At 36.7% G+C, this 21,927-nt stretch carries 23 protein-coding genes; 17 read left to right on the top strand and 6 right to left on the bottom strand.

Going from position 1 to position 21,927, the window contains the following annotated elements:
* Positions 1–5 precede the first annotated feature (5 nt).
* The 4 genes from P0Y62_06465 to P0Y62_06450 all read left to right on the top strand — a co-directional run bounded on the left by P0Y62_06465 (position 6) and on the right by P0Y62_06450 (position 6,735).
* Entirely contained in the window at positions 6–2,639 is a 2,634-nt protein-coding gene (locus P0Y62_06465; GenBank protein ID WEK71197.1) for a TonB-dependent receptor, read from the top strand.
* A 16-nt stretch (positions 2,640–2,655) separates the two neighbouring features.
* Entirely contained in the window at positions 2,656–3,765 is a 1,110-nt protein-coding gene (locus P0Y62_06460) for an alpha/beta hydrolase-fold protein (protein ID WEK71196.1), read from the top strand.
* Positions 3,766–3,870: 105 nt separating this feature from the next.
* Positions 3,871–5,517 carry an alkaline phosphatase family protein gene (locus P0Y62_06455; GenBank protein WEK71195.1) on the top strand — a complete coding sequence of 549 codons (1,647 nt, stop codon included), beginning with the start codon at positions 3,871–3,873 and terminating at the stop codon, positions 5,515–5,517.
* A 372-nt stretch (positions 5,518–5,889) separates the two neighbouring features.
* Positions 5,890–6,735, top strand: a complete 846-nt coding sequence (locus P0Y62_06450) for a helix-turn-helix domain-containing protein (protein ID WEK71194.1) — start codon at positions 5,890–5,892, stop codon at positions 6,733–6,735.
* A gap of 12 nt (positions 6,736–6,747) precedes the next feature.
* On the opposite strand, the gene P0Y62_06445 is transcribed toward P0Y62_06450, so the two are convergent.
* From P0Y62_06445 to P0Y62_06435, 3 genes are all read right to left on the bottom strand, one after another.
* Positions 6,748–6,927 carry a hypothetical protein gene (locus P0Y62_06445; GenBank protein ID WEK71193.1) on the bottom strand — a complete coding sequence of 60 codons (180 nt, stop codon included), beginning with the start codon at positions 6,925–6,927 and terminating at the stop codon, positions 6,748–6,750.
* Between the two features lie 99 nt (positions 6,928–7,026).
* Positions 7,027–7,566 carry an alpha/beta hydrolase gene (locus P0Y62_06440; GenBank protein WEK71192.1) on the bottom strand — a complete coding sequence of 180 codons (540 nt, stop codon included), beginning with the start codon at positions 7,564–7,566 and terminating at the stop codon, positions 7,027–7,029.
* A gap of 16 nt (positions 7,567–7,582) precedes the next feature.
* Positions 7,583–8,488 (bottom strand): DMT family transporter, encoded by a 906-nt coding sequence (locus P0Y62_06435; protein WEK71191.1) that lies wholly within the window; start codon positions 8,486–8,488, stop codon positions 7,583–7,585.
* A gap of 100 nt (positions 8,489–8,588) precedes the next feature.
* Here P0Y62_06435 and P0Y62_06430 point away from each other — a divergent pair, with 100 nt between their 5' ends.
* The 4 genes from P0Y62_06430 (at position 8,589) to P0Y62_06415 (ending at position 12,545) form a co-directional block, all read left to right on the top strand.
* The gene (locus P0Y62_06430; GenBank protein WEK71190.1) at positions 8,589–9,098 is read left to right on the top strand and encodes an Lrp/AsnC family transcriptional regulator; all 510 of its coding nucleotides are present in this window, start codon (positions 8,589–8,591) and stop codon (positions 9,096–9,098) included.
* Between the two features lie 150 nt (positions 9,099–9,248).
* On the top strand, positions 9,249–10,154 hold the full coding sequence (locus P0Y62_06425) for an alpha/beta hydrolase (GenBank protein WEK71189.1): 906 nt from the start codon (positions 9,249–9,251) through the stop codon (positions 10,152–10,154).
* Positions 10,155–10,172: 18 nt separating this feature from the next.
* On the top strand, positions 10,173–11,192 hold the full coding sequence (locus P0Y62_06420) for an alpha/beta hydrolase (GenBank protein ID WEK71188.1): 1,020 nt from the start codon (positions 10,173–10,175) through the stop codon (positions 11,190–11,192).
* A 483-nt stretch (positions 11,193–11,675) separates the two neighbouring features.
* Complete coding sequence (locus P0Y62_06415) at positions 11,676–12,545, top strand: helix-turn-helix domain-containing protein (protein ID WEK71187.1); 870 nt, start codon at positions 11,676–11,678, stop codon at positions 12,543–12,545.
* 45 nt (positions 12,546–12,590) lie between these two features.
* On the opposite strand, the gene P0Y62_06410 is transcribed toward P0Y62_06415, so the two are convergent.
* From P0Y62_06410 to P0Y62_06400, 3 genes are all read right to left on the bottom strand, one after another.
* Positions 12,591–13,097: a GNAT family protein gene (locus tag P0Y62_06410; protein WEK71186.1), complete on the bottom strand. Its 507-nt coding sequence runs from the start codon at positions 13,095–13,097 to the stop codon at positions 12,591–12,593.
* Positions 13,098–13,128: 31 nt separating this feature from the next.
* Positions 13,129–13,647, bottom strand: a complete 519-nt coding sequence (locus P0Y62_06405) for a HEAT repeat domain-containing protein (protein ID WEK71185.1) — start codon at positions 13,645–13,647, stop codon at positions 13,129–13,131.
* A 275-nt stretch (positions 13,648–13,922) separates the two neighbouring features.
* Entirely contained in the window at positions 13,923–14,528 is a 606-nt protein-coding gene (locus P0Y62_06400) for a TlpA disulfide reductase family protein (GenBank protein WEK71184.1), read from the bottom strand.
* A gap of 361 nt (positions 14,529–14,889) precedes the next feature.
* Between P0Y62_06400 and P0Y62_06395 the strand changes: the two genes are divergently transcribed.
* From P0Y62_06395 to P0Y62_06355, 9 genes are all read left to right on the top strand, one after another.
* Entirely contained in the window at positions 14,890–15,801 is a 912-nt protein-coding gene (locus tag P0Y62_06395; GenBank protein WEK71183.1) for an alpha/beta hydrolase, read from the top strand.
* Between the two features lie 23 nt (positions 15,802–15,824).
* Positions 15,825–16,280 carry a cupin domain-containing protein gene (locus P0Y62_06390; protein ID WEK71182.1) on the top strand — a complete coding sequence of 152 codons (456 nt, stop codon included), beginning with the start codon at positions 15,825–15,827 and terminating at the stop codon, positions 16,278–16,280.
* Between the two features lie 101 nt (positions 16,281–16,381).
* Complete coding sequence (locus P0Y62_06385) at positions 16,382–16,888, top strand: cyclophilin-like fold protein (protein WEK71181.1); 507 nt, start codon at positions 16,382–16,384, stop codon at positions 16,886–16,888.
* A 5-nt stretch (positions 16,889–16,893) separates the two neighbouring features.
* Entirely contained in the window at positions 16,894–17,529 is a 636-nt protein-coding gene (locus P0Y62_06380; protein ID WEK71180.1) for an NAD(P)H-binding protein, read from the top strand.
* A 14-nt stretch (positions 17,530–17,543) separates the two neighbouring features.
* On the top strand, positions 17,544–18,143 hold the full coding sequence (locus P0Y62_06375) for an NAD(P)H-dependent oxidoreductase (GenBank protein ID WEK71179.1): 600 nt from the start codon (positions 17,544–17,546) through the stop codon (positions 18,141–18,143).
* 19 nt (positions 18,144–18,162) lie between these two features.
* On the top strand, positions 18,163–18,957 hold the full coding sequence (locus P0Y62_06370; protein ID WEK71178.1) for an SDR family oxidoreductase: 795 nt from the start codon (positions 18,163–18,165) through the stop codon (positions 18,955–18,957).
* Positions 18,958–19,007: 50 nt separating this feature from the next.
* Positions 19,008–19,529 (top strand): GNAT family N-acetyltransferase, encoded by a 522-nt coding sequence (locus tag P0Y62_06365; GenBank protein WEK71177.1) that lies wholly within the window; start codon positions 19,008–19,010, stop codon positions 19,527–19,529.
* 50 nt (positions 19,530–19,579) lie between these two features.
* Complete coding sequence (locus P0Y62_06360) at positions 19,580–20,239, top strand: NAD-dependent epimerase/dehydratase family protein (GenBank protein ID WEK71176.1); 660 nt, start codon at positions 19,580–19,582, stop codon at positions 20,237–20,239.
* Between the two features lie 59 nt (positions 20,240–20,298).
* Positions 20,299–21,876, top strand: a complete 1,578-nt coding sequence (locus P0Y62_06355) for a Na+/H+ antiporter (protein WEK71175.1) — start codon at positions 20,299–20,301, stop codon at positions 21,874–21,876.
* Positions 21,877–21,927: the final 51 nt, after the last annotated feature.

Raw genomic sequence — 21,927 nt, 5'->3', positions numbered from 1 at the left:
ACGGTATGAAAAACAAATCAATTCTTTTCATTGTAGGCATTGCATCACTCTACCTGAACAATGCTTACGCACAGCAAACTCAACAGGACTCTCTCAAATCAAAAAATATTGACGAGGTAGTGGTTACCGGTGTATTTGACAAACGATTGAGAATGAATTCACCTATTGCGATTTCAGTTCTTAAGGGAGATATTCTAGAAAAACAGGTTCCGGTAAGTGCATCAGATCTACTGAAAAATGTTCCCGGCGTATATGTAAATTCTTCCAACGGAGAGATCAGAAACAGTGTGGCCTCCCGAGGTATTACCGTAGGAACTCAGGATGGCAGTTTTGGTTATGAATATGTATCAATGCAAGAAGATGGCTTGCCAATTACCAATACAACCTATTACAATTATGGCCCTGATTTTTTCCTTCGTGCAGATGCAACTATCGAAAGGCTTGACGCAGTAAGAGGAGGATCTTCTTCCATTACAACAGCGAATGCCCCTGGAGGTATTTTCAATTATATTTCCAAAACCGGAGGAAAAAAAATTGAAGGTGAAGCAAGGTTCAGAACAGGATTTCAAGGTCACGACAACAACGGATTGTACCGTACAGATCTTAATGTAGGTGGGCCATTAGCTGAAAATTTATTTTTCAATATTGGTGGATTTTACCGTTATGATGAAGGTGCAAGAAGTCCGAGTGGCTATCCTTTGAACAATGGTGGACAGATAAAAGCCAATATTGTCAAAAAGTACAGTACAGGGTCATTAAAGCTTTATGTAAAATATCTAAAAGACAGAAACGGTTATTCTATGGCAATTCCGACAAGGGGTTACGGAGATCCTAGGCCTGCAGAAGGATTTAATAATAGCTCATCTGTTCTTTTACCGCCGGTAACTTACGATCAGGGGAATTTTGTAGAAGGCGGAAATCTGCATTATGATTCAAGAAGGCTGGTGGATAATACATATCGTTCCGTAGGACTGAATTGGGAGCAAAAATTAGGAGATGGTTGGAATCTTGATAACAAAATAAGAGTGTCTAATAACGATGTACGTTACAATTCGTCTACCAATATTTCTATTATTGCGGCAGATAACTCAGAGTTTTTTAAATTATTCGGAATGGAAAAAGGTGCCGGAACTTTCACATTCAGAGATCATAACACGGGACAGGCATTATACAGTATTAATTCTACTGGCGGTAGTGCTCCGGTGTATTCGGTAACAGCCAATAATCTGCCTGGGCAGAGCCTGAGAAATAATGGCGTATTTATTTCACCGCTTCAGACGTACCAAAATAAAGTAAAAGAAGTGCTTAATCAGCTTACCATTACCAAAAAGTGGAACAATATGAACTTTGCACTTGGTGGATATTTCGGGTATTCTGATGTTGCAAGAGTTTCTGGTGGAGGAGGTGTTGCCATTACAGCAATAGAACCGAATCCAAGAATTCTCGATATGGAATTTACAGGAACTTTAAACGGAAATACAGGAACTTATCAAATGACCAACCTTGGTGGTATGGCACAATTTGCAAGCAATAATGGTTCTTTATTAGGGTTTTATGCTACACAAAGACAGATTGCTGGATTCTTTGGACATACTTGGGATATTACACCAGAGCTTACTTTGGATTGGGGCGTTCGATATGAAAGCCAAAACATCAAAGGGCATAATACAAGAGCTTACCTGAAATCAACTGCAGGTCCGGACGGAAATCCTTTGACAACGTATGACAATACGGTATTAGATAGAAATGAAACAGTAGAATACGATCGCACATTAGAGGCTTTTTCTTATTCGGCGGCTCTTAATTATAGATTTAATACTAATTTATCAGTTTATACCCGATTTTCTCAAGGTAAAAAATCTCCGGATTTGGATGTTTATTTTGCAGCAAACCGTGTTGGAACAATCGGTTTATTAGACCCTCAGCAACGTACAACCAATCAGCTGGAAGCAGGTCTGAAGGCCAAGTATAATAAATTTGACCTTTTTGTTACACCATTTTACAGTGTACTGAAAAATGTTCCTTCAGGAGGATCTGCAACTTTAGCAGATGGTAGTTTCTATGCTTTACCAACTTTATACAATGATTTCAGAACTTTTGGTTTAGAAGTTGAATCCAATGTAAGACCTATCGATATTTTAAGTATCAGAGCGGTTGTTACTTTACAAAAATCTAAAATCACAGATGGAACGTACTGGGTGGTTAACAAGCCGGGAATGGCAGATGATGAGATTGCTTCTTTCTCTGGAAATGAAACAGGAGCTACGCCAAGATTATTTTTTAATATTACACCTAACTTAACCTTAAACAAATTCTACACGTTCCTAACGTGGAATTATATGGGTAAAAGACAGGCAAATAATTCTAACGCATTTACTTTACCGGCATTCTCTATGTTTGATTTGGGAGCAGGATATAATTTCAATGAGAGATTATCAGCTTCGGTAAATGTTAATAATTTGTTCAACACTTATGCGACAATGAGCTGGACAAGACCTGGGTCTTATGCTGACCAAAGAGCGAGCTTAGATGGTTTTACACAAGCAAATTATCAGGCTGCAGAAGCCGCTAATATGCCTTATTTTACGGTAGCCAACCCTCCAAGATCTACGTTTGTTTCAGTGGTATACAAGTTTTAATTGTAAAAATCCGAACATGTTTAGAAAAATCATCACTGCGACAATCATATTATGCATCATTAATAATATCACTGCTCAAAAACTATCGAGCTCAAATATATTATTAAAACAAAATCATATTGTTGTTAATAAAAACAATCAGCTTAATATAAGGTTCTATAAACCTGAAGCTAAAACTGTTGAGCTGAAAGGTGGTGATGTTTTTTCAAACCTGCATATTGATGTGCAAAAAGAAGCGTCCGGATATTGGAATATAATAACTTCACCCGTAGATATAGGTTTCCATTATTTTTGGCTGGAGGTAGATAAAGAAAAATACCTGCTTCCAAAAAATGAAAAGTATTATGCATACAATTCATTGGTAAATGGTTTCGAAGTAGATTCGGGTGAAGATTTTTTCAAAAATAAAAATGTTCCAAAGGGGATCATCAAAAAACAAAACTATTTTTCAAAAAACCTTCACGAAAAAAGAAATTACTATCTGTATTATCCGTCTGGCTTTAATAAAAACAAAACGTATCCGCTCTTGGTTTTATATCACGGTGCCGGTGAAGATAATACAGGCTGGATAAAACAGGGTAAGATTCAAAATATCTTAGATAATCTTATTGCTGAGAAAAAGATCGAACCAATAATGATCGTATTGGTGGAAGGTGAAATTCAGGATCATAAAAATTCTGATATAGAAACTTCTACTTTGAAAAACATCAATTCAGTAGAGAAAGAGCTGGTAGAGGGTGTTTTATTTTCACTTAAAAATAAATTTAATTTTTCTGATTTCTATATTGCCGGTTTATCAAGAGGAAGTTTTCAAGCCCTAAAAATCAGTAATGATTATTCTGGCATGTTCTCAAAAATCGGACTTTTCAGTCCTGTTATTTATGGAGGGAACAATGATGACCGGTTTAAGTTATTAAATACACAATTATTTAAAGATCAATCTTTTTTTATTGGAATCGGAAGCATAGAAAAAGAACGATATTTTAATTTCAGAAATTCTTTAATCAAAGAGTTAGAGACACAAAATACTGATCTTAAATCCTATGAATCTTCAGGCACCTATCACGAGTGGTTAACGTGGCGGAGATGTTTATATGAATTCCTGATTTGGCTAAATAACAAATAAGCTGTTTGAACTTATCTTTCTGGATGTCCGTATTGGTATTAAATGTTGAGATACATTTCATAGAGTAGGGACATCCAGTTTTTTTATAAATTAATTTTAAATATTATGTTTGATAAAACTATAAAAATACTATTCATATCTCTCGCTTTAACAGGCTTAAGTGCACAAAAAAAGAAAGTTAATGCAGTCGAAAAACCCAAACTTGTTGTGGGGATTGTTGTTGACCAGATGCGTTGGGATTATCTCTACCGTTATGAACAAAAATACGGTAAAGAAGGTTTTAAAAGAATGCTGAAAGAGGGTTATTCTCTCAATAATGTTCACATCCCTTACATTCCGACAATAACTGCTGTCGGACATACTTCTATCTATACCGGGTCTGTTCCGTCCATTCACGGAATTATAGGAAACAACTGGATGGATAAAGAAACAGGAAAGAGCGTGTATTGTACAGCTGATCCAAATGTAAACCCTGTTGGTTCTGCAGATAGGAAAAACGGTAGCCATTCTCCCGTCAATTTATGGACAACCACAGTTACGGATCAATTGAGGATCGCCAGTAACTTCAGATCAAAAGTAGTTGGGGTTTCATTAAAAGACCGCGCTTCTATTTTACCGGCCGGGCATAATCCTACAGCTGCATTTTGGTTTGATGACTCTACCGGAAATTTTATTAGCAGCTCATATTATATGAATGAACTGCCCAATTGGGTCAACAGCTTCAATAATGAAAAGAATCCTGAAAAATTATTGTCCAATGGTTGGAATACCATTTTACCAATAAATGAATATACAGAAAGTACGGAAGACAATGTGCAATGGGAGCAAGCTGTCGGCAATGCTAAAGAACCGATATTTCCCTATAAAAATTTAATGACCGATTATATTATGAATAAAGGAGTAATAAGAACAACTCCTTTTGGAAATACGCTGACGTTGCAGTTTGCTAAATCGACTTTGGATCATTATGGATTAGGAAAAGGGGAGGAAACCGATTTTCTGGCAATTAATCTTGCCTCTACAGATTATATAGGACATTCTTATGGACCTAATTCTATTGAAGTTGAAGATGCCTATATCCGATTAGACAGAGATCTGTCCGCATTTTTTAAGACACTGGACGAAAAAGTAGGAAAAAATAATTATTTGGTTTTCTTATCCGCCGATCACGGCGGAGCTAACTCGGAAGGATTTTTAAAATCGAATAAGATACCAAGCGGGTTTTTTGATGAAGATTTAAAAAAAATATTAGAAGGGGAGCTTTACAGGAAATATCAGACTGAAAAAATTGTTTTGGGTATCGACAATTATCAGATTTACCTTAATGATGATATAATAAATGAAAAGGGATTAAATACAGAAGATGTAAAATCAGTAATCATTGGTTATTTAAATAAAAAAACTGAGATTTTGTTTGCATTTGATCTGAAAAAAACAGTAACATATCCTATTCCGGAGCCGTTAAAATCACGTGCGATAAATGGTTATAACTGGAAAAGAAGTGGTGATATACAAATTGTTCCCCGTGACGGAATATTACCAAACTATGCAAAAAAAGGAACTACCCACGGTGCCTGGAACTCTTATGATTCTCATATACCGCTTATTTTTATGGGCTGGGGAATTAAAAATGGAAAAAGCGATACCGATTATTATATGACCGATATTGCGCCTACGATTTCAGCTTTGTTGCGTATCGAGTTTCCAAGTGGAACGGTTGGTAATCCGATTATAGAAGTGCTTGGGGAATAGTAAAATATAAATCAGTATAGTAATATGAGTTAAATATGATTAATTTATATTACTATTTTATAGTATTTAAATTATGAATAATTTATTGAGTTTTGCCATTTGTTTTAGGTGTTTTTTAATAGATTTTTCAATTATACTTTTAATAAATTCTAAACTTTAGAGTTCTGAAATAGATAATTTTCTAAATAAGAATTTAATTTAAATCTTATACAGACTGTCTCATAAGACAGTTTTTTACAAAGATTGCTGAAGTGTTCTATAGTTATATTTTTTTCCGAAATCCGTTAAAAGTTTCGTTTTAACTGTTAAAAGTATAGCTCTTTCCTATTTCCAATTCCTAATTTTGTAAATTGTAAAAGTAGAATCACAGCAATGGCAAAGAAATATAATATACCTTCATTTTTAAAATACATCAATATCAAAGGATCATTGAATGACAGTATACAGGTGATCCATTACGATGAACACAAAAATATATTACTAAAATCCGAGCCCGTTGAGTTGGATTTCTATCTTATTGCCATAAAAAGCAATATCGATGTACAACCGCCCATCGAAGAAATGTCAGCATCATATCTGTTTTTAGACAGACCGGGAAACCTGATGGAATGGGATTTATCCGGGTCCTTTCTGGGTTATGGTATATTTATCAGCGATAAGCTGATAAAGAAGTATGCAAAGGATTATACATTTACTGGATACAACAGGCATGAGGCTCTTTATTTGACCGAGCGTGAAAGTAAGATACTGCTTGACCTTTTTATAAAAGCTCATGATGAGTTTAATCAGAATGAGTTTTCGGAAGATGTAATCGCATCCTATACATCATTGATTCTTTCCTATACACAGACTTTTTATGAGCGTCAGTTTCAGTCCCGAAGCAAAATCTACAATAAGGTTGTGGCTGATTTCTATAAGCAGTTAGACCAATACTTTGACAATGACAGAAAAGAGGAGTTTCCCACTGTCAATCATTTCGCAGCTAAAGCCAACCTTTCCGTCAATTATTTTGGGGATGTTATCAAGCACTTTACAGGACAATCACCTATAGAGCATATTCACCAATATATCATACAAGTAGCTAAAACTAAGTTACGAGAAACTAAGCTCACAGTTAATGAAATAGCTTATAGTCTGGGCTTTGAATATCCTACCTATTTTACACGTTTCTTCCGTCAGAAGACAGGTATCTCACCTAAAGTTTTCAGGAATCAGTAAAACGTTTTGCTTTTAAAGTGTTTTGTTTCCTAATGTAACCAAAGGTCTGGCTATTTCATTAGTAATGAAATTTTTAACTGCATTAAAAGTTAATTCTGCTGCTTCTTTGTGCGGCGTGTGTCCAATATTTGGAATGATATACTTTTCTGCTTTCCCGCAAACCTGAGCAGCCGTTTTGTCAACTTGTGCCAATGTTCCGTACTCATCGGCTTCGCCTTGTATGAAAAGTAAAGGACAGGTAATCTTCGATAAAAAATGTTCTATGTTCCAATTTCTGTAATCATCCCGTGTCTATGTTTCTGTCCACGCTTTGAATATGGTGTCCACTTTGTCGCCGTGATACTTCGCCAGGCGTTCAGGTAGATTGGTAGTTTTATAGGCTTCCATCACTTCGTAAATCCCTTTTAGCGTAACGGCTTCTACAAAAATGTGTCCTGCTTCGCAGATAACGGCTTTAATGTTTTGAGGATATTTGCTTGCGGTAAGTAATGCAATACTACCGCCATCGCTATGTCCGAATAAGATAGCGTTATCAATATTCAATGTAGTCAGTAAGCCGTTCAAAATATCGGCTTCCAATTCCATATAATGGATTGGTCTTTCATGAGTGGGCATAGGTTCAGACTTCCCGTAGCCTAAACGGTCATATACCAATATATTACACTGAGTCGCTTCTGCTAATTTTTGAGGAAAATCCCGCCAAAGCTGTACGCAACCTAAACTATCGTGTAAAAAAACAATAGTCGGATTATTGGGATAATCGTACTGCAATTCTACATAAAGCTGATTGCCGTTTATATCTAATAATGTATTAATGTTTTTCTCTGTCATAATATGGATAAATGGATTATACGGTTGGTTTGGCAGTTAAAGATTTTTTCTCCTGCCAGGATTTAGAAAGGTTAAGGTAGATAATAGCCCCAAGCATAATAGCAATACCTGTTATCTGTAAAAACATAACCTGCTCGTGAAGAATGAGGTGTGCGCAGAAAACGGCTGCTGGCAATTCCAAGGTTAGTAAAATGGCACTTAAACCAGCGCCGATTTTAGGCATTCCTGTGGTAAAGCATATCGGCGGTATTATAGTTCCGAAAATGGCTAAGAATGCTCCCCACTGAAGTAATCCTAAATCTAAATGCGTACTTGTGGTAATGGATTTGAGGTTGATAAGTAAAATCATCATTGCTGAACCGGTTGTCATTAATGCGCTTTTTTCAAACATGGGTACGTCATTTCCCAATTTGCTTGTAAACAGTACATATAAAGTGTATAACAAAGCCGAACCTATGCTTAAAGCAATGCCTAAACGGGAGAAATTCAGGTCTTTGGCATTTAGTAAATTGCCTGCAAAGATAGTTCCCACAATAATAATGGCTGCCGAACTGATTTCAACCATTGAGGGTTTCTTTTTAAAGAAAATCCATTCGGCGAGCATACTCATCCAGGTCATTTGCATGAGCAGGACGATGGCTAATGATGCGGGGATGTATGCTACCGACAAATAATAGGTATAGGCTGAAATGCCCATTGATGTACCCGCTAAAAGCAGTTTCCATCTTTTGGTCTTATGAGCCTGTTTTTGTTTCTTGTTACGAATAAAAGCGATAGCTCCAAGTATTACTGCACCGATACTCGCCTGGGTAAAGGTTATTTCCCCTGCACTATAACCTTGTTCGTATGCGATTTTTGCAAACGATGACAGCATCCCGTAACTCAATGCTCCAAGAGCAACTATAATAATATACTTTGTCATAAATTATTTTGTCCATGCAAAATTATAAAATAACATTTTTTGTATAGATTACACATTACAAATAAGTAAAATATCCAATAAAAATTAAAATTTCCGTATTTTGTCCAATACAAACTATTTTCTTTTTATATTTATCGGAAAAAATCCGATGGAAGAATTAAGCAAACAGGAAATAGAGCTGTTAAGATTGCTGCAAAAAAACTCACGGTTTGATATTTCAGACCTGACGGAGCGGCTGAATATGTCCCGGACTTCTGTTTATGACAAGATAAAGAAACTGGAGAACGAGGGATATATCAAAGAATATGTTGCCATCGTTGATCAAAAGAAAGTCGGACTTAAATTTACCGTCATCGTGAATGTTTCGCTCAATAGTCAACGCCTTGAATATGTGGATGAATTTTTGGAGAAAATTTCCGACTTGGACGAGGTGATGGAAGCATACGTTACGGGCGGGATTTTTGATATCGTTTTAAAAGTGATGGTCAAAGACCCGGATGCATACAATGATTTTGTTTCTAACAAACTTTCGAGAACACCTCATATCAGTAAAATCCAAAGTTCTTTTGTAATGCGCTATATTAAACAGACTTCTGCTTTACCTTTTTGAGTATCAATTACTGGGACAAACAAAAATCCCTAATCAGTAAAATGTTTCGTTTTTTAAGTGATTTGTTTTCATACTTAACTTATTGACCTCTATAACTTTGTTTTGTCAAAATGATTGAATGTTAAACATTCAATTAAAAAGAACAGAACAATGAAACAGTCAGTAATATTCAGGAACGGTGAAATCGAAATGGCAGGAAATCTATTCCTTCCTTCTGATTTCAACCCAACCCAAAAATACCCAGCAATTGTCGTTGGTCACCCCGCAGGAGGAGTGAAAGAACAAACAGCTGGCATATACGCTTCAAAAATGGCAGAGAAAGGATTTGTTACCCTTGCTTTTGATGCCAGTTATCAGGGTGAAAGCGGCGGTCTACCAAGAAATACTGAAAACCCCTCAGCCAGAGTTGGTGACATCAGTGCTGCTGTCGATTTTCTGACCACCTTAGCCTACGTTGATGCAGAACGCATCGGGGGAATTGGTATCTGTGCCAGTGGCGGTTATTTTGTGGCGGCTACAAAACAGGAAAAACGAATCAAAGCTTTAGCAACTGTAAGTGGTGTTGATATTGGTCAGATGTACCATAAGGGCTGGAATGGCAAAGGAGGTACAGTCAATATACAAGAAACTTTGGAAGCAGTTGCAAATCAGCGTACCGCAGAAGCCTCAGGTGCAGAACCTGTATATATGAATTGGGTGGGTGAACGCCATCCTGAGTATGGTAAAGAAGCAACAGACGGGTATGATTATTACCGTACCGCCAGAGCGCAACATCCTAATTCTACAGGAGTATTTCTATTAACTGATCTAAGCAGACTTATCAACTTCCGCGCTTTTGACCGGATTGAAACCTTATTGACGCAGCCTCTTCTGGTGATTGCAGGAAGGGAAGCCAATTCTAAATGGAACAGTGATTTCCTGTATGTTTATGCGGCAAGTAAAAACAAGGAATATTTTATTGTGGATGAAGCCAATCACTTTGACCTCTATGACATTCCACAATATGTGGATCAGGCTATTGAAAGAAGTACCCAGTTCTTTTCAGAAAACCTTTAATAAATAGATACAAAAAAAATGGAAAATCAAATCAATTTAGCAGGAATGGAGCATCAGCCAACTGCTACAGCAAGAATGCCAAAAGAATTGTTGGAAACAGCAAAAAAACAAATGGACAAAATTTCGGAAGAAGATTATGCCAAAGTCATGGGCTTGGTAAACGTTTGCAAAAGAGAATGGCGTAGTATCCTCCACAAAACACCGGACGATTATGGTATGACCAATTGGGAAGATATTTATTTTCTTGCGGATGACGGCGTGCCGCTTAGCGGATGGTATATTCCCGCAAAAGGTGGAGAAAGCGATAAGCTGATAATCTTCAACCACGCATTGCCAATGTCACGTGCAGGTTTTCAGGGGCACTTGGGAATGCCTTGGGCCGGATTTGACAATATCGAAATTGATTTCGTGTATCAGATGAAAATCTTAACCGATGCTGGTTACAATGTCTTAGCCTATGACCTAAGAAACCACGGACAAAGTGGAGAAGCTAACGGAGGTATGAGCGGTATTGGTCAATTGGAATGGAGAGATTGTGTAGGAGTGAAAAAATATGTGGACAATCATCCAAGATTAGGTACAATGAAAGTCGCTTTGTTCAATCAGTGTTTAGGTGCTATTTCGCAATGGGTGGCACTGGATAAACAACCCGAATTATTTGCAAACGTAAAATGCTTCATAAGTCCGCTCGTACCTAATATGGGACCTATTTATCAAGCGTTTTCAGAGTTGTACGGCGTATCTCAATACCTTGATTTATTGGATTTCGAATTACTGAAAGCAGGTGGCTTTTCCCGCAAAGAAATGGATCCGAAAAAATATGCAAAAAATGTAACAATGCCTTTGTTAATGTGGCAAGTGGAGCATGATACCTGGACCAAAAACCCGGAAACAGATCAGGCTACATTTGATGCCATTCCAGGAAGTGATAAAGAACTTATCTGGATTGACAGTACATTAAGATTTAAAGATGGTTATAATTACTTCGGCAGAACTCCGGAAAAAGCATTAGCTTTCTTAGAGAAACATATGAAATAAAAACAAGACTACGGAAGCTTTAAATATCTTCCGTAGTTTTTTTAATTTATGACAATTGGAAACATAAATTCTCAATCAGTAAAACATTTCGTTTTTTAAGTATTTTGTTTTCAAACCTTGCTTAAATGTTGGTCTACATTTGTATCATCAAAAGAGGTTAATGTTTAATCACAATTAAAAAAATAGAAAATGAAAAAGTCAGTAAAATTTAAAGCACTTTAAAGATTTCAGAAATCAATGATGGAGTGCCACTTTTTACAGAATGAAACTTCGTTAAAACTATTTTTCTTATTGTAGTTCATACGCATTTGCCATATATAAAAGAACATGAACAAGAAAGCCCCGTTTGTATGGGGATAATTATGATGAATTTTATGATGAAAGAATATTTACACTGAAAACATTTATTGGTTAAGCGTAAAAATAGCGATTATTAAAGGACTTAAATTATTGCATTTTTAAAATTTTTGGACAATTATAATAATGAATAAAAAGATTTATAACCTCAGTGAATATGCCCATTATTTGGGTATAAATGACCTAAAAAACGACGATATGCATATTGTCTTTTTCGGGGACCAGAATGAAAACGCGAGTCCAGAATCAAATCCTGTTACAATTGATTTTTATCTAATTGCAATAAATCCACCATTGGATAAAAAGCAACCGTTTTATAAACATTGGATTGACCAGACAAATTCGTCCCACTTGTACGTAGACTGCCCTCAGAATACTGTGAAATGGAAAATAACACGACCGATGTCAGGGTATGCCATTATGGTGAGCAGCAATTACCTTGAAAAGTATGTCAAGGACTATAACTTTGTCCATTACAATAATCATGAAGCGCTTATTCTTACATCCCAAGAAGAAAACCTTTTGTTAGACCTGTTCGAAAAAGCTAAAAACGAATTTGAAAAAACTGACTATTCAAGAATGATAGTTATATCATACTTGAATCTAATACTGACCTCTGTTAAGAACTTTTATGAACGTCAGTTTGAAACCCGTAGCGATATTTACGAAACGACCATAGCTGATTTTCGTAAAAACTTAGAAGACTTCTACCACTTGAACAAAAGTGTACCTGGGATACCCTCGGTTGCCTATTTTGCACAAAAAAGCAACCTTTCCCCTAACTACTTTGGAGACCTTATTAGACATTTCACTGGTACAACACCTATTGATCATATCCATGAAGAAATTATACAGATAGCAAAAAAGAAACTACAAAACACAAAACTCTCTATAAGTGAAATCGGTTACAGTTTAGGATTTGATTACCCGACCTCTTTCGCCAGATTCTTCCGTCAGAAAACAGGTATCTCACCTAAAGTTTTCAGGAATCAGTAAAATAATGTTTCGGTTTAAGATGTTTTTAAGATAATTATAGCTCATCTACTGTTTTTCCAATTTCCAAATCCAGTTATCGGGATTTTCTTTTACTCTTCTAAAATTATTCTTTTCCAAAGTCCGATGAGAACTATAATTATTCGGGTCAGTTTCTGCAACTATGGTCTTGACGCAAGTATTTTCAAATATCCAACCTGTGATGGCTTTTATAGTTTCTGTCATAATTCCTAAATTCTGGAAATTCGTAAAAGTGGCGTAGCCAATTTCTGCAGTATCGTTATCATCCGGCTTTCCTTTAAAGCAGAACTCAGCGGACATTACATTTTCCGACTTCAATATTATTATCCAAAATGTAATAAATAAATTATCCTGACTTTCGACTGCTATTTTTGGAAGAATTTGTTCTTTGATTTTCTTGGTAACCTTTGAAGAAACCAATCTTCCATTTTCAATTAAACCCAAAGAACTTTCCAATTGGTTCGGAAAAGTATAATTTAATAACTGATTATAAGATAATGGTATTATTTTTAATCTGGAGGTTTCTATTATCATATTTGCACGGAGCTTCTATTTGTATAATTTTTTATTTCTTCATTTTCTTTAATGCATCAAGATACTTTTTCTTTACGCCGTTATCCTCTTCCTTTTCGCAAAGGACTTCAATTTTCGGTAGCAACTTTATATTGCTCTCTGTTTTTAGTTTTAGTATCTCTGCCAATGCGTAAACTGTTGCCCAGCGAACAACCGTTCCCGTATTTTCTGCATTTGGCAAAAGATTATCAATAGATTGATTTAGCTGTGTCGGAAAAAGTTTGGCAATGTTTCCTATTACTTTCGCACTTTCCCATTTAACCCTCGGCTCTTCGTCTTTTAGTGCCTTGGTTACATAGTTAAGCAAATTATCATCAGCAAGATTGAGATTTTTTTTAGTTGCATACTCCACAGCTTCTATGCAGGTAGCTTTATCTGTAGCCTTTTGTTTTTCGGCATAAGCCAGTAACTCGTCCAAAGGTAGTTCGTTATTTAGCAGCCATTCTCCGATTGCAGAAACCTTACCTTTTGCTTTTATGGTTTTATCTTGAAATATTTCTTCTATTGTCATACTAATGTTCTATTCTATACAAAATTATACAAATATTTCTGGGGTTGTATCGTCGGTTAGATGAATTGCTATTGTCGTTCACTTAGCACGAACTGATAATTCCTCATTCAGTAAAATGTTTCGTTTTTAAAGTGTTTTGTTTGTTCAAAAGTATTAGACAGCACCCATTTCTTAAAAAATCCAAAAAGCCTTTCTATATTTATAAAATACAGAAAGGCTTTTATTATTTGGTTGTGGTGCCGTGAGCATTTGCACTGCTTTTGGCATCAGGCGTTCTATTTTAAAAGTTCATCAAGAATTAAGCTTAAATCATCTTCAGAATTAGAGATTTCTCCGAAAACATATTTTACATTTCCATTTTTGTCTAAAATGAGATTTGTGGGATAAGAAGAATAGTTTAAATCATCTAATTGTTTTTTAGAATCAGTTATATGTTTAAAGTTTATGTTTTTCTTCTTTAGAAATTCTTCAACACTTTTTTTATTTTCATAAGTAATAGATAAAAAATTCACTCTGTCTCCATATTTTTCTTTTAGTGAATTTAAAAGTGGAATTTCATTTATACAAGGTATACAATGCCTAAACCAAAAATTTATAAAAGTGGGTTTCCCTTTAAGATAATTTTGTGAAAATTGTTTCTTAGCATTATTTTTAAAATTTTCAATAGGAAAATGCTTGTATAACAATTTTTTAGGTTCAGAATATGGATCGAAGTAGTTTCCATCTTCATCTTTTGTTATAATTGTTATTCTCGTTGTATTAATTATTGAATCATTTTTTGTTTCACTTTTTAAAATCGATTCTTCTATCTTTCCGTTTTTTGAAGCATTTTCTTTCGCTTTATTAAATTCTTCTTGACTCAAAACCTTACCATTCGCCATCTTATAGAAGTTATTTTGAGCAAAAATGTGAACATTTAATAATATGAATAAACAGATAATGAAATTTTTTTTGCACATCATTTTTAGATTTTATTAACTTAATTACGCGATTTTTTAAAACGCTTGCAGATAACACATAAATATGCGAAGTTCTCTAAATCATCAAATATTTATATCTGTATTTTCTAACTGCTAAAATACAAAAAAAGATAAGTTGATCTTTCGCTTTTCACAAACATTCCCCAATCCGTAAAAAGTTTCGTTTTTAAAGTGTTTTGTTTTCAAATGTAGCTTATATGTCTATTTACCTTTGTATTGTTAAAATAAGCGAATGTTTAACCACAATTAAAAAAAATATAAAATGAAACAATCAGTAAAATTTAAAGCACTTTATTGGGACATCGCAGCAGATTTGCTTTTCCCTCCAAACTTTGACGAGAACAAAAAATATCCTGTTATCATCAGCACCCACCCAATCGGAAGCTGTAAAGAGCAGACTTCAGGAAACGTTTACGGACAGGCATTTGCCGATGCTGGGTTTGTAGTACTGGTTCCTGATGCATCTTTCCAGGGTGAAAGCGGCGGTGAACCAAGATTTTTGGAAGATCCATCATTCCGTGTGGAAGATTACAGCTATGCTTGTGACTATTTGGTAACGCTACCTTTCGTTGATGAAAACCGTATTGGTGCATTAGGAATGTGTGGTGCAGGTGGTTATGTAATCAGCGCAACCATGAAAGAACGTCGTATCAAAGCGGTCGCAACACTTACAGGAGCAAATTATGGTCGTGTAATGCGTGAGTTTGGTGACCCGATTGCCAATCTTGAAGCGATTGCGGCACAAAGAACGGCAGAAGCAAGAGGAGAAGCATTAAGAGTTGATCAGGGATTGTATCCAACATATGAAATGGCAAAAGAAGCGAATGCGGATATTGACATTTTAGAAGCTACAGAATACTACCGTACTGCTCGTGGTGAAAAACCAAACGGTGTAAACAAAACGTTGTTCTCTCACAATGCAGCAGCAATGACGTGGGATGCTTACAACTTAGCAGAGAAATTATTAACGCAGCCGTTAATGGTTGTTGTAGGACGCAAACCTGGAGCTTTCGGAGCGTACAGAGATGGTTTTGAAATCATTCGCCGTGCTGCTTCTACTAAAAAAGAGTTGGTAGTGGTTGAAGGATGGTCTCACTATGATCTATATGACAAACCGGAACCGGTGAAAATCGCATTGGATAAATTGATTCCGTTCTATCAAGAGAATCTTTAATCAATAATAACAAGTAATTGCCAATGGCTTTATCAATTGGTAAAGTCATTGGTATTTTTCTATTTCAGTCAGATATAATGTACACAGAAAAAGAAATAACGGAAATGGGGTATCAACCAGCCCCTGAGAATTATTTTACAGGACAGGCTTTGCTAAAAACCTATGTAAATCCTGATGAAAAGACCAATGCATATATCGGTGAAGTTTTGTTTAAACCAAAAACGCGTACAAAGTGGCATACACATGCAAGCAATCAGATTTTATTGGTTCGTGAAGGGGGTTGCTACTATCAGGAAGAAGGAAAACCTGTACAAAAAATCAAAGCAGGAGATTTTGTAAATATTATGCCGGAGGTTAAACACTGGCATGGAGCATCACCTGATGGTATTATGATCCATACGGCAATAGGACTTAATGCTGAAAAGGGACTGGTGAACTGGATGGAACCAGTGTCTGATGAAGCGTACAACGGAAAATAAAAAATGAAACGCCTATACAAATTTTCTATATCAGAAAATTTTATAAGCGCTCCATTCGACCAAAATAATCGCTGTGAAACAGCAAACAAAAATAGTAACGGATGAAAAAGTATATCTCATTATTAGCAATAGCCGCAACAATCGGGATTATTTCCTGTAGTAACAAGGCTACTTCGACCAATGGAGAAAAACTTCCGTTGGTTGAAAACACAACAATTCATAACAACACATCCGAAAGTGATAAAATAAAGATTAGCATTGATGGCAAATCCTTTGTTTTTAAGCTGGCAAACAATAAAACGGCAGCAGCATTGCTGAAAATTGGTTCATTTGAAACAACAGCAGCCGTATATCACGACAATCATTATTATGGTGTAACTCCAAAAATTCTTCCTATAGACAATGCTTCCTTTGTAAATACAGCCAAGAAAGGTCAGTTGATCTATTCACAGGAATACAATGGTTTAGGAGTATTTTTTGAAGCCGGTCATTTCGAAAATAATGAGTTTGTTATCATAGGCGAAGTGGAAGGCGACATTTCCACTTTAAAAGCATCGAAAGGTCAGGTAGATATGAAGATAGAATTAATCCAGAAAAATAAAAAATAACAAAAATGAGTACAAAAGTTTTAGTATTGGGAGCTGGCGGTGCAATTGCACAACATGCAATCAGCTTCCTACAGGAAAATAAAAATATAGAATTAACATTATTCGCAAGACATGCGGAACAATTACCACAAAGCGGTTCTGATATTAACCTTATCAGCGGTGATGTTTTGAACAACGAAGACTTAACCAACGCTATCAAAGGTCAGGATATTGTGTATGCCAACCTTGCAGGAGATGTGGATAAAATGGCGACAGCCATCGCTGAAACAATGACACAGCAAGGCGTAAAACGTCTGATTTTCGTGACTTGTCTTGGCGTTTATGACGAGGTTGCAGGTAAGTTCGGGGAATGGAACAATCGTATGATAGGTTCTGATCTTGTACGTTACGGTAAGGCAACACGTAATGTAGAAAAATCAGGATTGGATTATACTGTAGTGCGTCCATCTTGGTTGACTGACAAAGACGAGACGGATTATGAAACCACTCAAAAAGGAGAACCTTTCTTAGGTACTGAAGTAGCAAGAAAAGCCGTAGGTGCTTACATTGCTGATGTTATTCTGCACCCTGAAAAAGACGTAAAAGCGAGTGTGGGTATTAATAAACCTGGCGTTTACGGAGATAAGCCTGCTTTTTATTAATCGAAAGAATAAGAATGGATAAAACCAAAACAGTTTTATTAATCAATACGCATTTAACTTACCCGAACAGATCTGAGGGTAAGTTAAATGCTTCTTTGCAAGAGGTAGCAAAAGATTTTTTTCTTTCCAACGGCTACGAAGTATTAGAGACTAAAGTAGAAGGCGGCTACAACTCCGAAGAAGAGGTTGCCAAGCATCTTCAGGCAGATATTATTATCCTTCAAACGCCTATCAACTGGTTCGGTGCTCCCTGGATTTACAAAAAGTATACAGATGAACTTTTTGAAGCAGGTCACGCCAAACGTGAGTTTCTGGAAGGCGACGGACGTACCCGACAGGATTCAAGTAAGCAATACGGTTCAGGCGGTAAATTAAAGGGCAAAAAATTCTTGGTATCCGCCACGTGGAATGCTCCCGGAGAAGCTTTCGGTGATGAAAATCAGAACCTGATGAAAGGTAAAACCACAGATGACCTCTTATTGAATATTACGAGTAATTATGCTTTTTGTGGAGCAGACATACTACCGGGATTTAACAGTTTTGATGTGGTGAAGAATGGCACTCCCAAAGAAGACTTGGAGAATTATAAGATCTATTTGGCAAGTATTATTTAAAACGATAGAAAGAATAAAAATGAAAACAATATTTATTACAGGAGCATCCACCGGATTAGGAAATGCAACGGCAGTGTTATTCCAGTCAAAAGGTTGGAACGTCATCGCAACGATGCGTGATATAAGCAAAGGAAAAGAACTGGCAAAGCTGGAAAACGTAACGGTACTTCCATTGGATGTAACCAACCCGGTACAGATTGAAGAGACCGTTTCAAAAACATTAGAGCTGGGAACGGTAGATGTGGTATTCAACAATGCAGGTTACGGCTTGGGCGGTCCATTGGAAAACCTTACCGATGAAGAAATTGTAAAACTATTTGACACCAATATGCTGGGGACGATACGTGTTACCAAAGCATTTATTCCTCATTTCAAAGAGAGAAAACAAGGATTGTTTATATCGACCACTTCGATGGCCGGACTGATGCCAGTTCCTTTCAATACGATATACAATGCCTCCAAGGTGGCTATTGAAGGCTGGACAGAAGGAATGGTTCCGGAGCTTGGGCTGTTCAATATCGGGATAAAAACGATTGCTCCAGGCATCATCAAATCGCAGTTCGGCGAAAACGCTATATGGGCTGTGGCGGAAGAATACAAAGAAGGATTTGGAAAATCAATGGCACATTTTGATTTCGGAAGCTATTTTTCTACAGCTGAAATGATTGCAGATATTGTTTACGAAGCGGCTACCGATGGTAAAAAGCAGATTAGATACATTGCAGGCGAAGATGTAAACAGACATTTTGCCAAATATGAAGAAATGGGTCGCCAAGCTTATATGGATGAATTAGCAGATAAAATAATCAAGTAAATATATACTCCTGATAGCAAAGGTTATTAGGAGTATCTTTCATTTTAGATATGAATGATATCGTCATCAAAAAAGTCAACCTAAACGACCTTGAACAGCTTCAGGAAATAGGCAGGAAAACCTTTTCAGAAACGTTTTCTTCGAGCAATACCGAAGGAAATATGAAAAAATACTTAGAGGAAGGATTTTCTATCGAAAAGCTCACTAATGAACTTGATAATGAAAATTCCCGGTTCTATTTCGCACTATCTGAAACAAAAGTAATCGGTTATTTGAAAGTCAATTTCGGCGCATCACAAACCGAACTAAAAGACAAAAATGCGCTTGAAATAGAACGGATTTATGTTTTAAAAGAATTTCACGGCAAAAATGCCGGACAGATTTTATACGAAAAAGCGGTTGATGTAGCCAGACGGATACATTCAGATTATGTCTGGTTGGGTGTTTGGGAAGAAAACCACAGAGCAATCGCTTTTTACCAAAAGAATGGTTTTGTAGCATTTGACAAGCATATTTTCAAGCTGGGAGAAGATGAACAAACCGATATTATGATGAAATTAAAACTGAAATAAAGGATCCAATATCATCATAACAAAAAAACACAATTTAAACTATTGAATTTATGAAAGTAATCATCACAGGAGCAACAGGAATGGTTGGAGAAGGCGTTCTACAGGAATGTATTGCCAATCCCCAAATAGAAAAAATACTACTCATCAACCGTAAACCCAGCGGCTATGCAGGTACTAAAGTTGAGGAAGTGCTGCACGGAGATTTCAACGACCTTTCTCCAATTATAGAAAAAATACAGGGCTACGATGCCTGCTATTTTTGTGCAGGCGTTTCTTCCGTTGGAATGACTGAAGAAGACTATACAAAATTCACCTATAATCTTACCGTAAACTTTGCATCTGCTATGGCTACGATTAATCCCCAAATGACATTCTGTTATATATCAGGCGGCGGAACGGATAGTACAGAGCAAGGTCGCACCATGTGGGCAAGAGTAAAAGGAAAAACCGAGAATACTTTACTGAAATTGCCATTCAAAGCCGTTTATAATTTCAGACCAGCATTTATGCAGCCTACCAAAGGAGCAAAAAATGTAAAAGGTTTTTACAAGGTAATCAATGGATTATATCCTTTCCTGCGACTATTCAGTAAGCCATTTTTCCTGACGTTGGAAGAAGTAGGCAAGGCAATGATTAATGTTACCGCCAATGGCTACAAAAAAAACATTCTGGAAACCAAGGATATACTCCTGTTGAGCAAGAGAAAATAAAAGGCATAATCATAAAAATACCAGCTGATTGATACTCGGCATCATATAAAAATAGCATTATGATAGAATATTTTACTTTATTTCTGATACTGATTGTAGTGATTGTATTGCTTATTATGCTGGCAGACAAGATAAAAGTTGCTTATCCCGTGCTGCTGGTCATCGCAGGATTGATGATAAGCCTGATACCAGATATGCCCCGGGTACACATTGAGCCTGAACTTATCTTCATTATCTTTTTGCCACCATTGTTATATGAAGCTGCATTTGTTATCTCGTGGAAAGAGCTTTGGCGCTGGAGACGGATTGTCGGCAGCTTTGCTTTTGTGCTGGTTTTTCTTACGGCGATGTCGGTAGCTTTTGTTTCCAATTGGTTTATTCCAGGGTTTTCATTGGCATTAGGCTTTCTGTTGGGTGGTATTGTATCCCCTCCTGATGCCGTCAGTGCAAATGCTATCCTGAAATTTGTAAAACTGCCAAAGCGGATGTCCTCTGTAATAGAGGGTGAAAGTCTGCTGAACGATGCTTCGTCACTTATCATATTTCGTTTTGCCCTGATTGCCGTAGCCACAGGACAGTTTGTTTGGCAGCAGGCCGCATTAAGTTTTGGGTGGATGGTCGTTGGCGGGGTTGCTATCGGTCTGCTGATTGGCTGGCTGATGATGAAAGCGCACAAGCTTCTGCCTACTGATGCCAACATTGATATTGTTCTTACGCTCGTAACTCCTTATGCGATGTATATACTTGCCGAAGAGGTTCATAGTTCGGGCGTACTTTCGGTAGTAAGCGGTGGTCTGCTGATGTCCGCACGAAGAAATGATTTTCTGAGCAGCTCTTCACGTATACAAGGCGCCAAGGTATGGAAAAGCCTTATTTTTCTACTGAACGGACTTGTATTCCTGATGATTGGACTGGATTTACCCGAAATCACTGATGGGTTGAAACAGGAAGGCATAGGACTTCCTTCAGCTATAAGCTATGGTCTGCTTATAACTGCCGTATTGATTATTGGTCGGTTTTTTGCCTCATTCGGTGCAGTATTGGTCACAAAAATAGTCAGCAATTTTATTCCGGTAGCAGACAAAAATCCGGGGTTAAAAGCCCCATTGATTTTAGGCTGGTCGGGAATGCGGGGTGTAGTTTCGCTTGCTGCTGCATTATCAATACCGATTGAAATGGGCAACGGTACTCCCTTTCCCTATAGAGATCTTATTCTCTTTATCACCTTTGTCGTGATATTGGCAACATTGGTCTTACAGGGACTCACGCTCCCGTGGCTGATTAAAAAGGCAAATATTCCCGACTATGGCGACCACTACAAAGAGGAAGAAGCAGAAATGATGCTGAAGAGAGGTATGGCTGAACATTCCTTACACTATTTAAAAACCGGATACCCGCAACAGCTTGATAGCAACAGATATTTACAGCAGATAGCCACACTGTGGGAATACAGGAACAGCACACCGCAGGAAGATGAATTGTCTGTCGAAACGAGGAATATCTATCTTGAAATTTTAGAGCAGCAAAGGATTTGGCTGTTGAATAAAAACAAGACAGATGACAAAATGGACGAAGAGCTCATCCGCAAATATTTATTCGCAATAGACTTAGAAGAAGAAAAGCTGAAATATACTTAACCGCTTTAATTTGAGATATATTGATGTATTGAAAATACCATGTTGTGTACA

This window comes from Candidatus Chryseobacterium colombiense, from assembly GCA_029203185.1.
GTDB classification, from domain to species: Bacteria; Bacteroidota; Bacteroidia; order Flavobacteriales; family Weeksellaceae; genus Chryseobacterium; species Chryseobacterium colombiense.
This window is presented reverse-complemented; position numbering and strand designations above follow the sequence as displayed.

Excerpts from the sequence above, each read along its gene's own strand:
- P0Y62_06465 (WEK71197.1), top strand. The coding sequence starts at position 6 with ATGAAAAACAAATCAATTCTTTTCATTGTAGGCATTGCATCACTCTAC.
- P0Y62_06460 (WEK71196.1), top strand. The coding sequence starts at position 2,656 with ATGTTTAGAAAAATCATCACTGCGACAATCATATTATGCATCATTAAT.
- P0Y62_06455 (WEK71195.1), top strand. The coding sequence starts at position 3,871 with ATGTTTGATAAAACTATAAAAATACTATTCATATCTCTCGCTTTAACA.
- P0Y62_06450 (WEK71194.1), top strand. The coding sequence starts at position 5,890 with ATGGCAAAGAAATATAATATACCTTCATTTTTAAAATACATCAATATC.
- P0Y62_06440 (WEK71192.1), bottom strand. The coding sequence starts at position 7,566 with ATGACAGAGAAAAACATTAATACATTATTAGATATAAACGGCAATCAG.
- P0Y62_06435 (WEK71191.1), bottom strand. The coding sequence starts at position 8,488 with ATGACAAAGTATATTATTATAGTTGCTCTTGGAGCATTGAGTTACGGG.
- P0Y62_06425 (WEK71189.1), top strand. The coding sequence starts at position 9,249 with ATGAAACAGTCAGTAATATTCAGGAACGGTGAAATCGAAATGGCAGGA.
- P0Y62_06420 (WEK71188.1), top strand. The coding sequence starts at position 10,173 with ATGGAAAATCAAATCAATTTAGCAGGAATGGAGCATCAGCCAACTGCT.
- P0Y62_06415 (WEK71187.1), top strand. The coding sequence starts at position 11,676 with ATGAATAAAAAGATTTATAACCTCAGTGAATATGCCCATTATTTGGGT.
- P0Y62_06410 (WEK71186.1), bottom strand. The coding sequence starts at position 13,097 with ATGATAATAGAAACCTCCAGATTAAAAATAATACCATTATCTTATAAT.
- P0Y62_06405 (WEK71185.1), bottom strand. The coding sequence starts at position 13,647 with ATGACAATAGAAGAAATATTTCAAGATAAAACCATAAAAGCAAAAGGT.
- P0Y62_06400 (WEK71184.1), bottom strand. The coding sequence starts at position 14,528 with ATGGCGAATGGTAAGGTTTTGAGTCAAGAAGAATTTAATAAAGCGAAA.
- P0Y62_06395 (WEK71183.1), top strand. The coding sequence starts at position 14,890 with ATGAAACAATCAGTAAAATTTAAAGCACTTTATTGGGACATCGCAGCA.
- P0Y62_06390 (WEK71182.1), top strand. The coding sequence starts at position 15,825 with ATGGCTTTATCAATTGGTAAAGTCATTGGTATTTTTCTATTTCAGTCA.
- P0Y62_06385 (WEK71181.1), top strand. The coding sequence starts at position 16,382 with ATGAAAAAGTATATCTCATTATTAGCAATAGCCGCAACAATCGGGATT.
- P0Y62_06380 (WEK71180.1), top strand. The coding sequence starts at position 16,894 with ATGAGTACAAAAGTTTTAGTATTGGGAGCTGGCGGTGCAATTGCACAA.
- P0Y62_06375 (WEK71179.1), top strand. The coding sequence starts at position 17,544 with ATGGATAAAACCAAAACAGTTTTATTAATCAATACGCATTTAACTTAC.
- P0Y62_06370 (WEK71178.1), top strand. The coding sequence starts at position 18,163 with ATGAAAACAATATTTATTACAGGAGCATCCACCGGATTAGGAAATGCA.
- P0Y62_06365 (WEK71177.1), top strand. The coding sequence starts at position 19,008 with ATGAATGATATCGTCATCAAAAAAGTCAACCTAAACGACCTTGAACAG.
- P0Y62_06360 (WEK71176.1), top strand. The coding sequence starts at position 19,580 with ATGAAAGTAATCATCACAGGAGCAACAGGAATGGTTGGAGAAGGCGTT.
- P0Y62_06355 (WEK71175.1), top strand. The coding sequence starts at position 20,299 with ATGATAGAATATTTTACTTTATTTCTGATACTGATTGTAGTGATTGTA.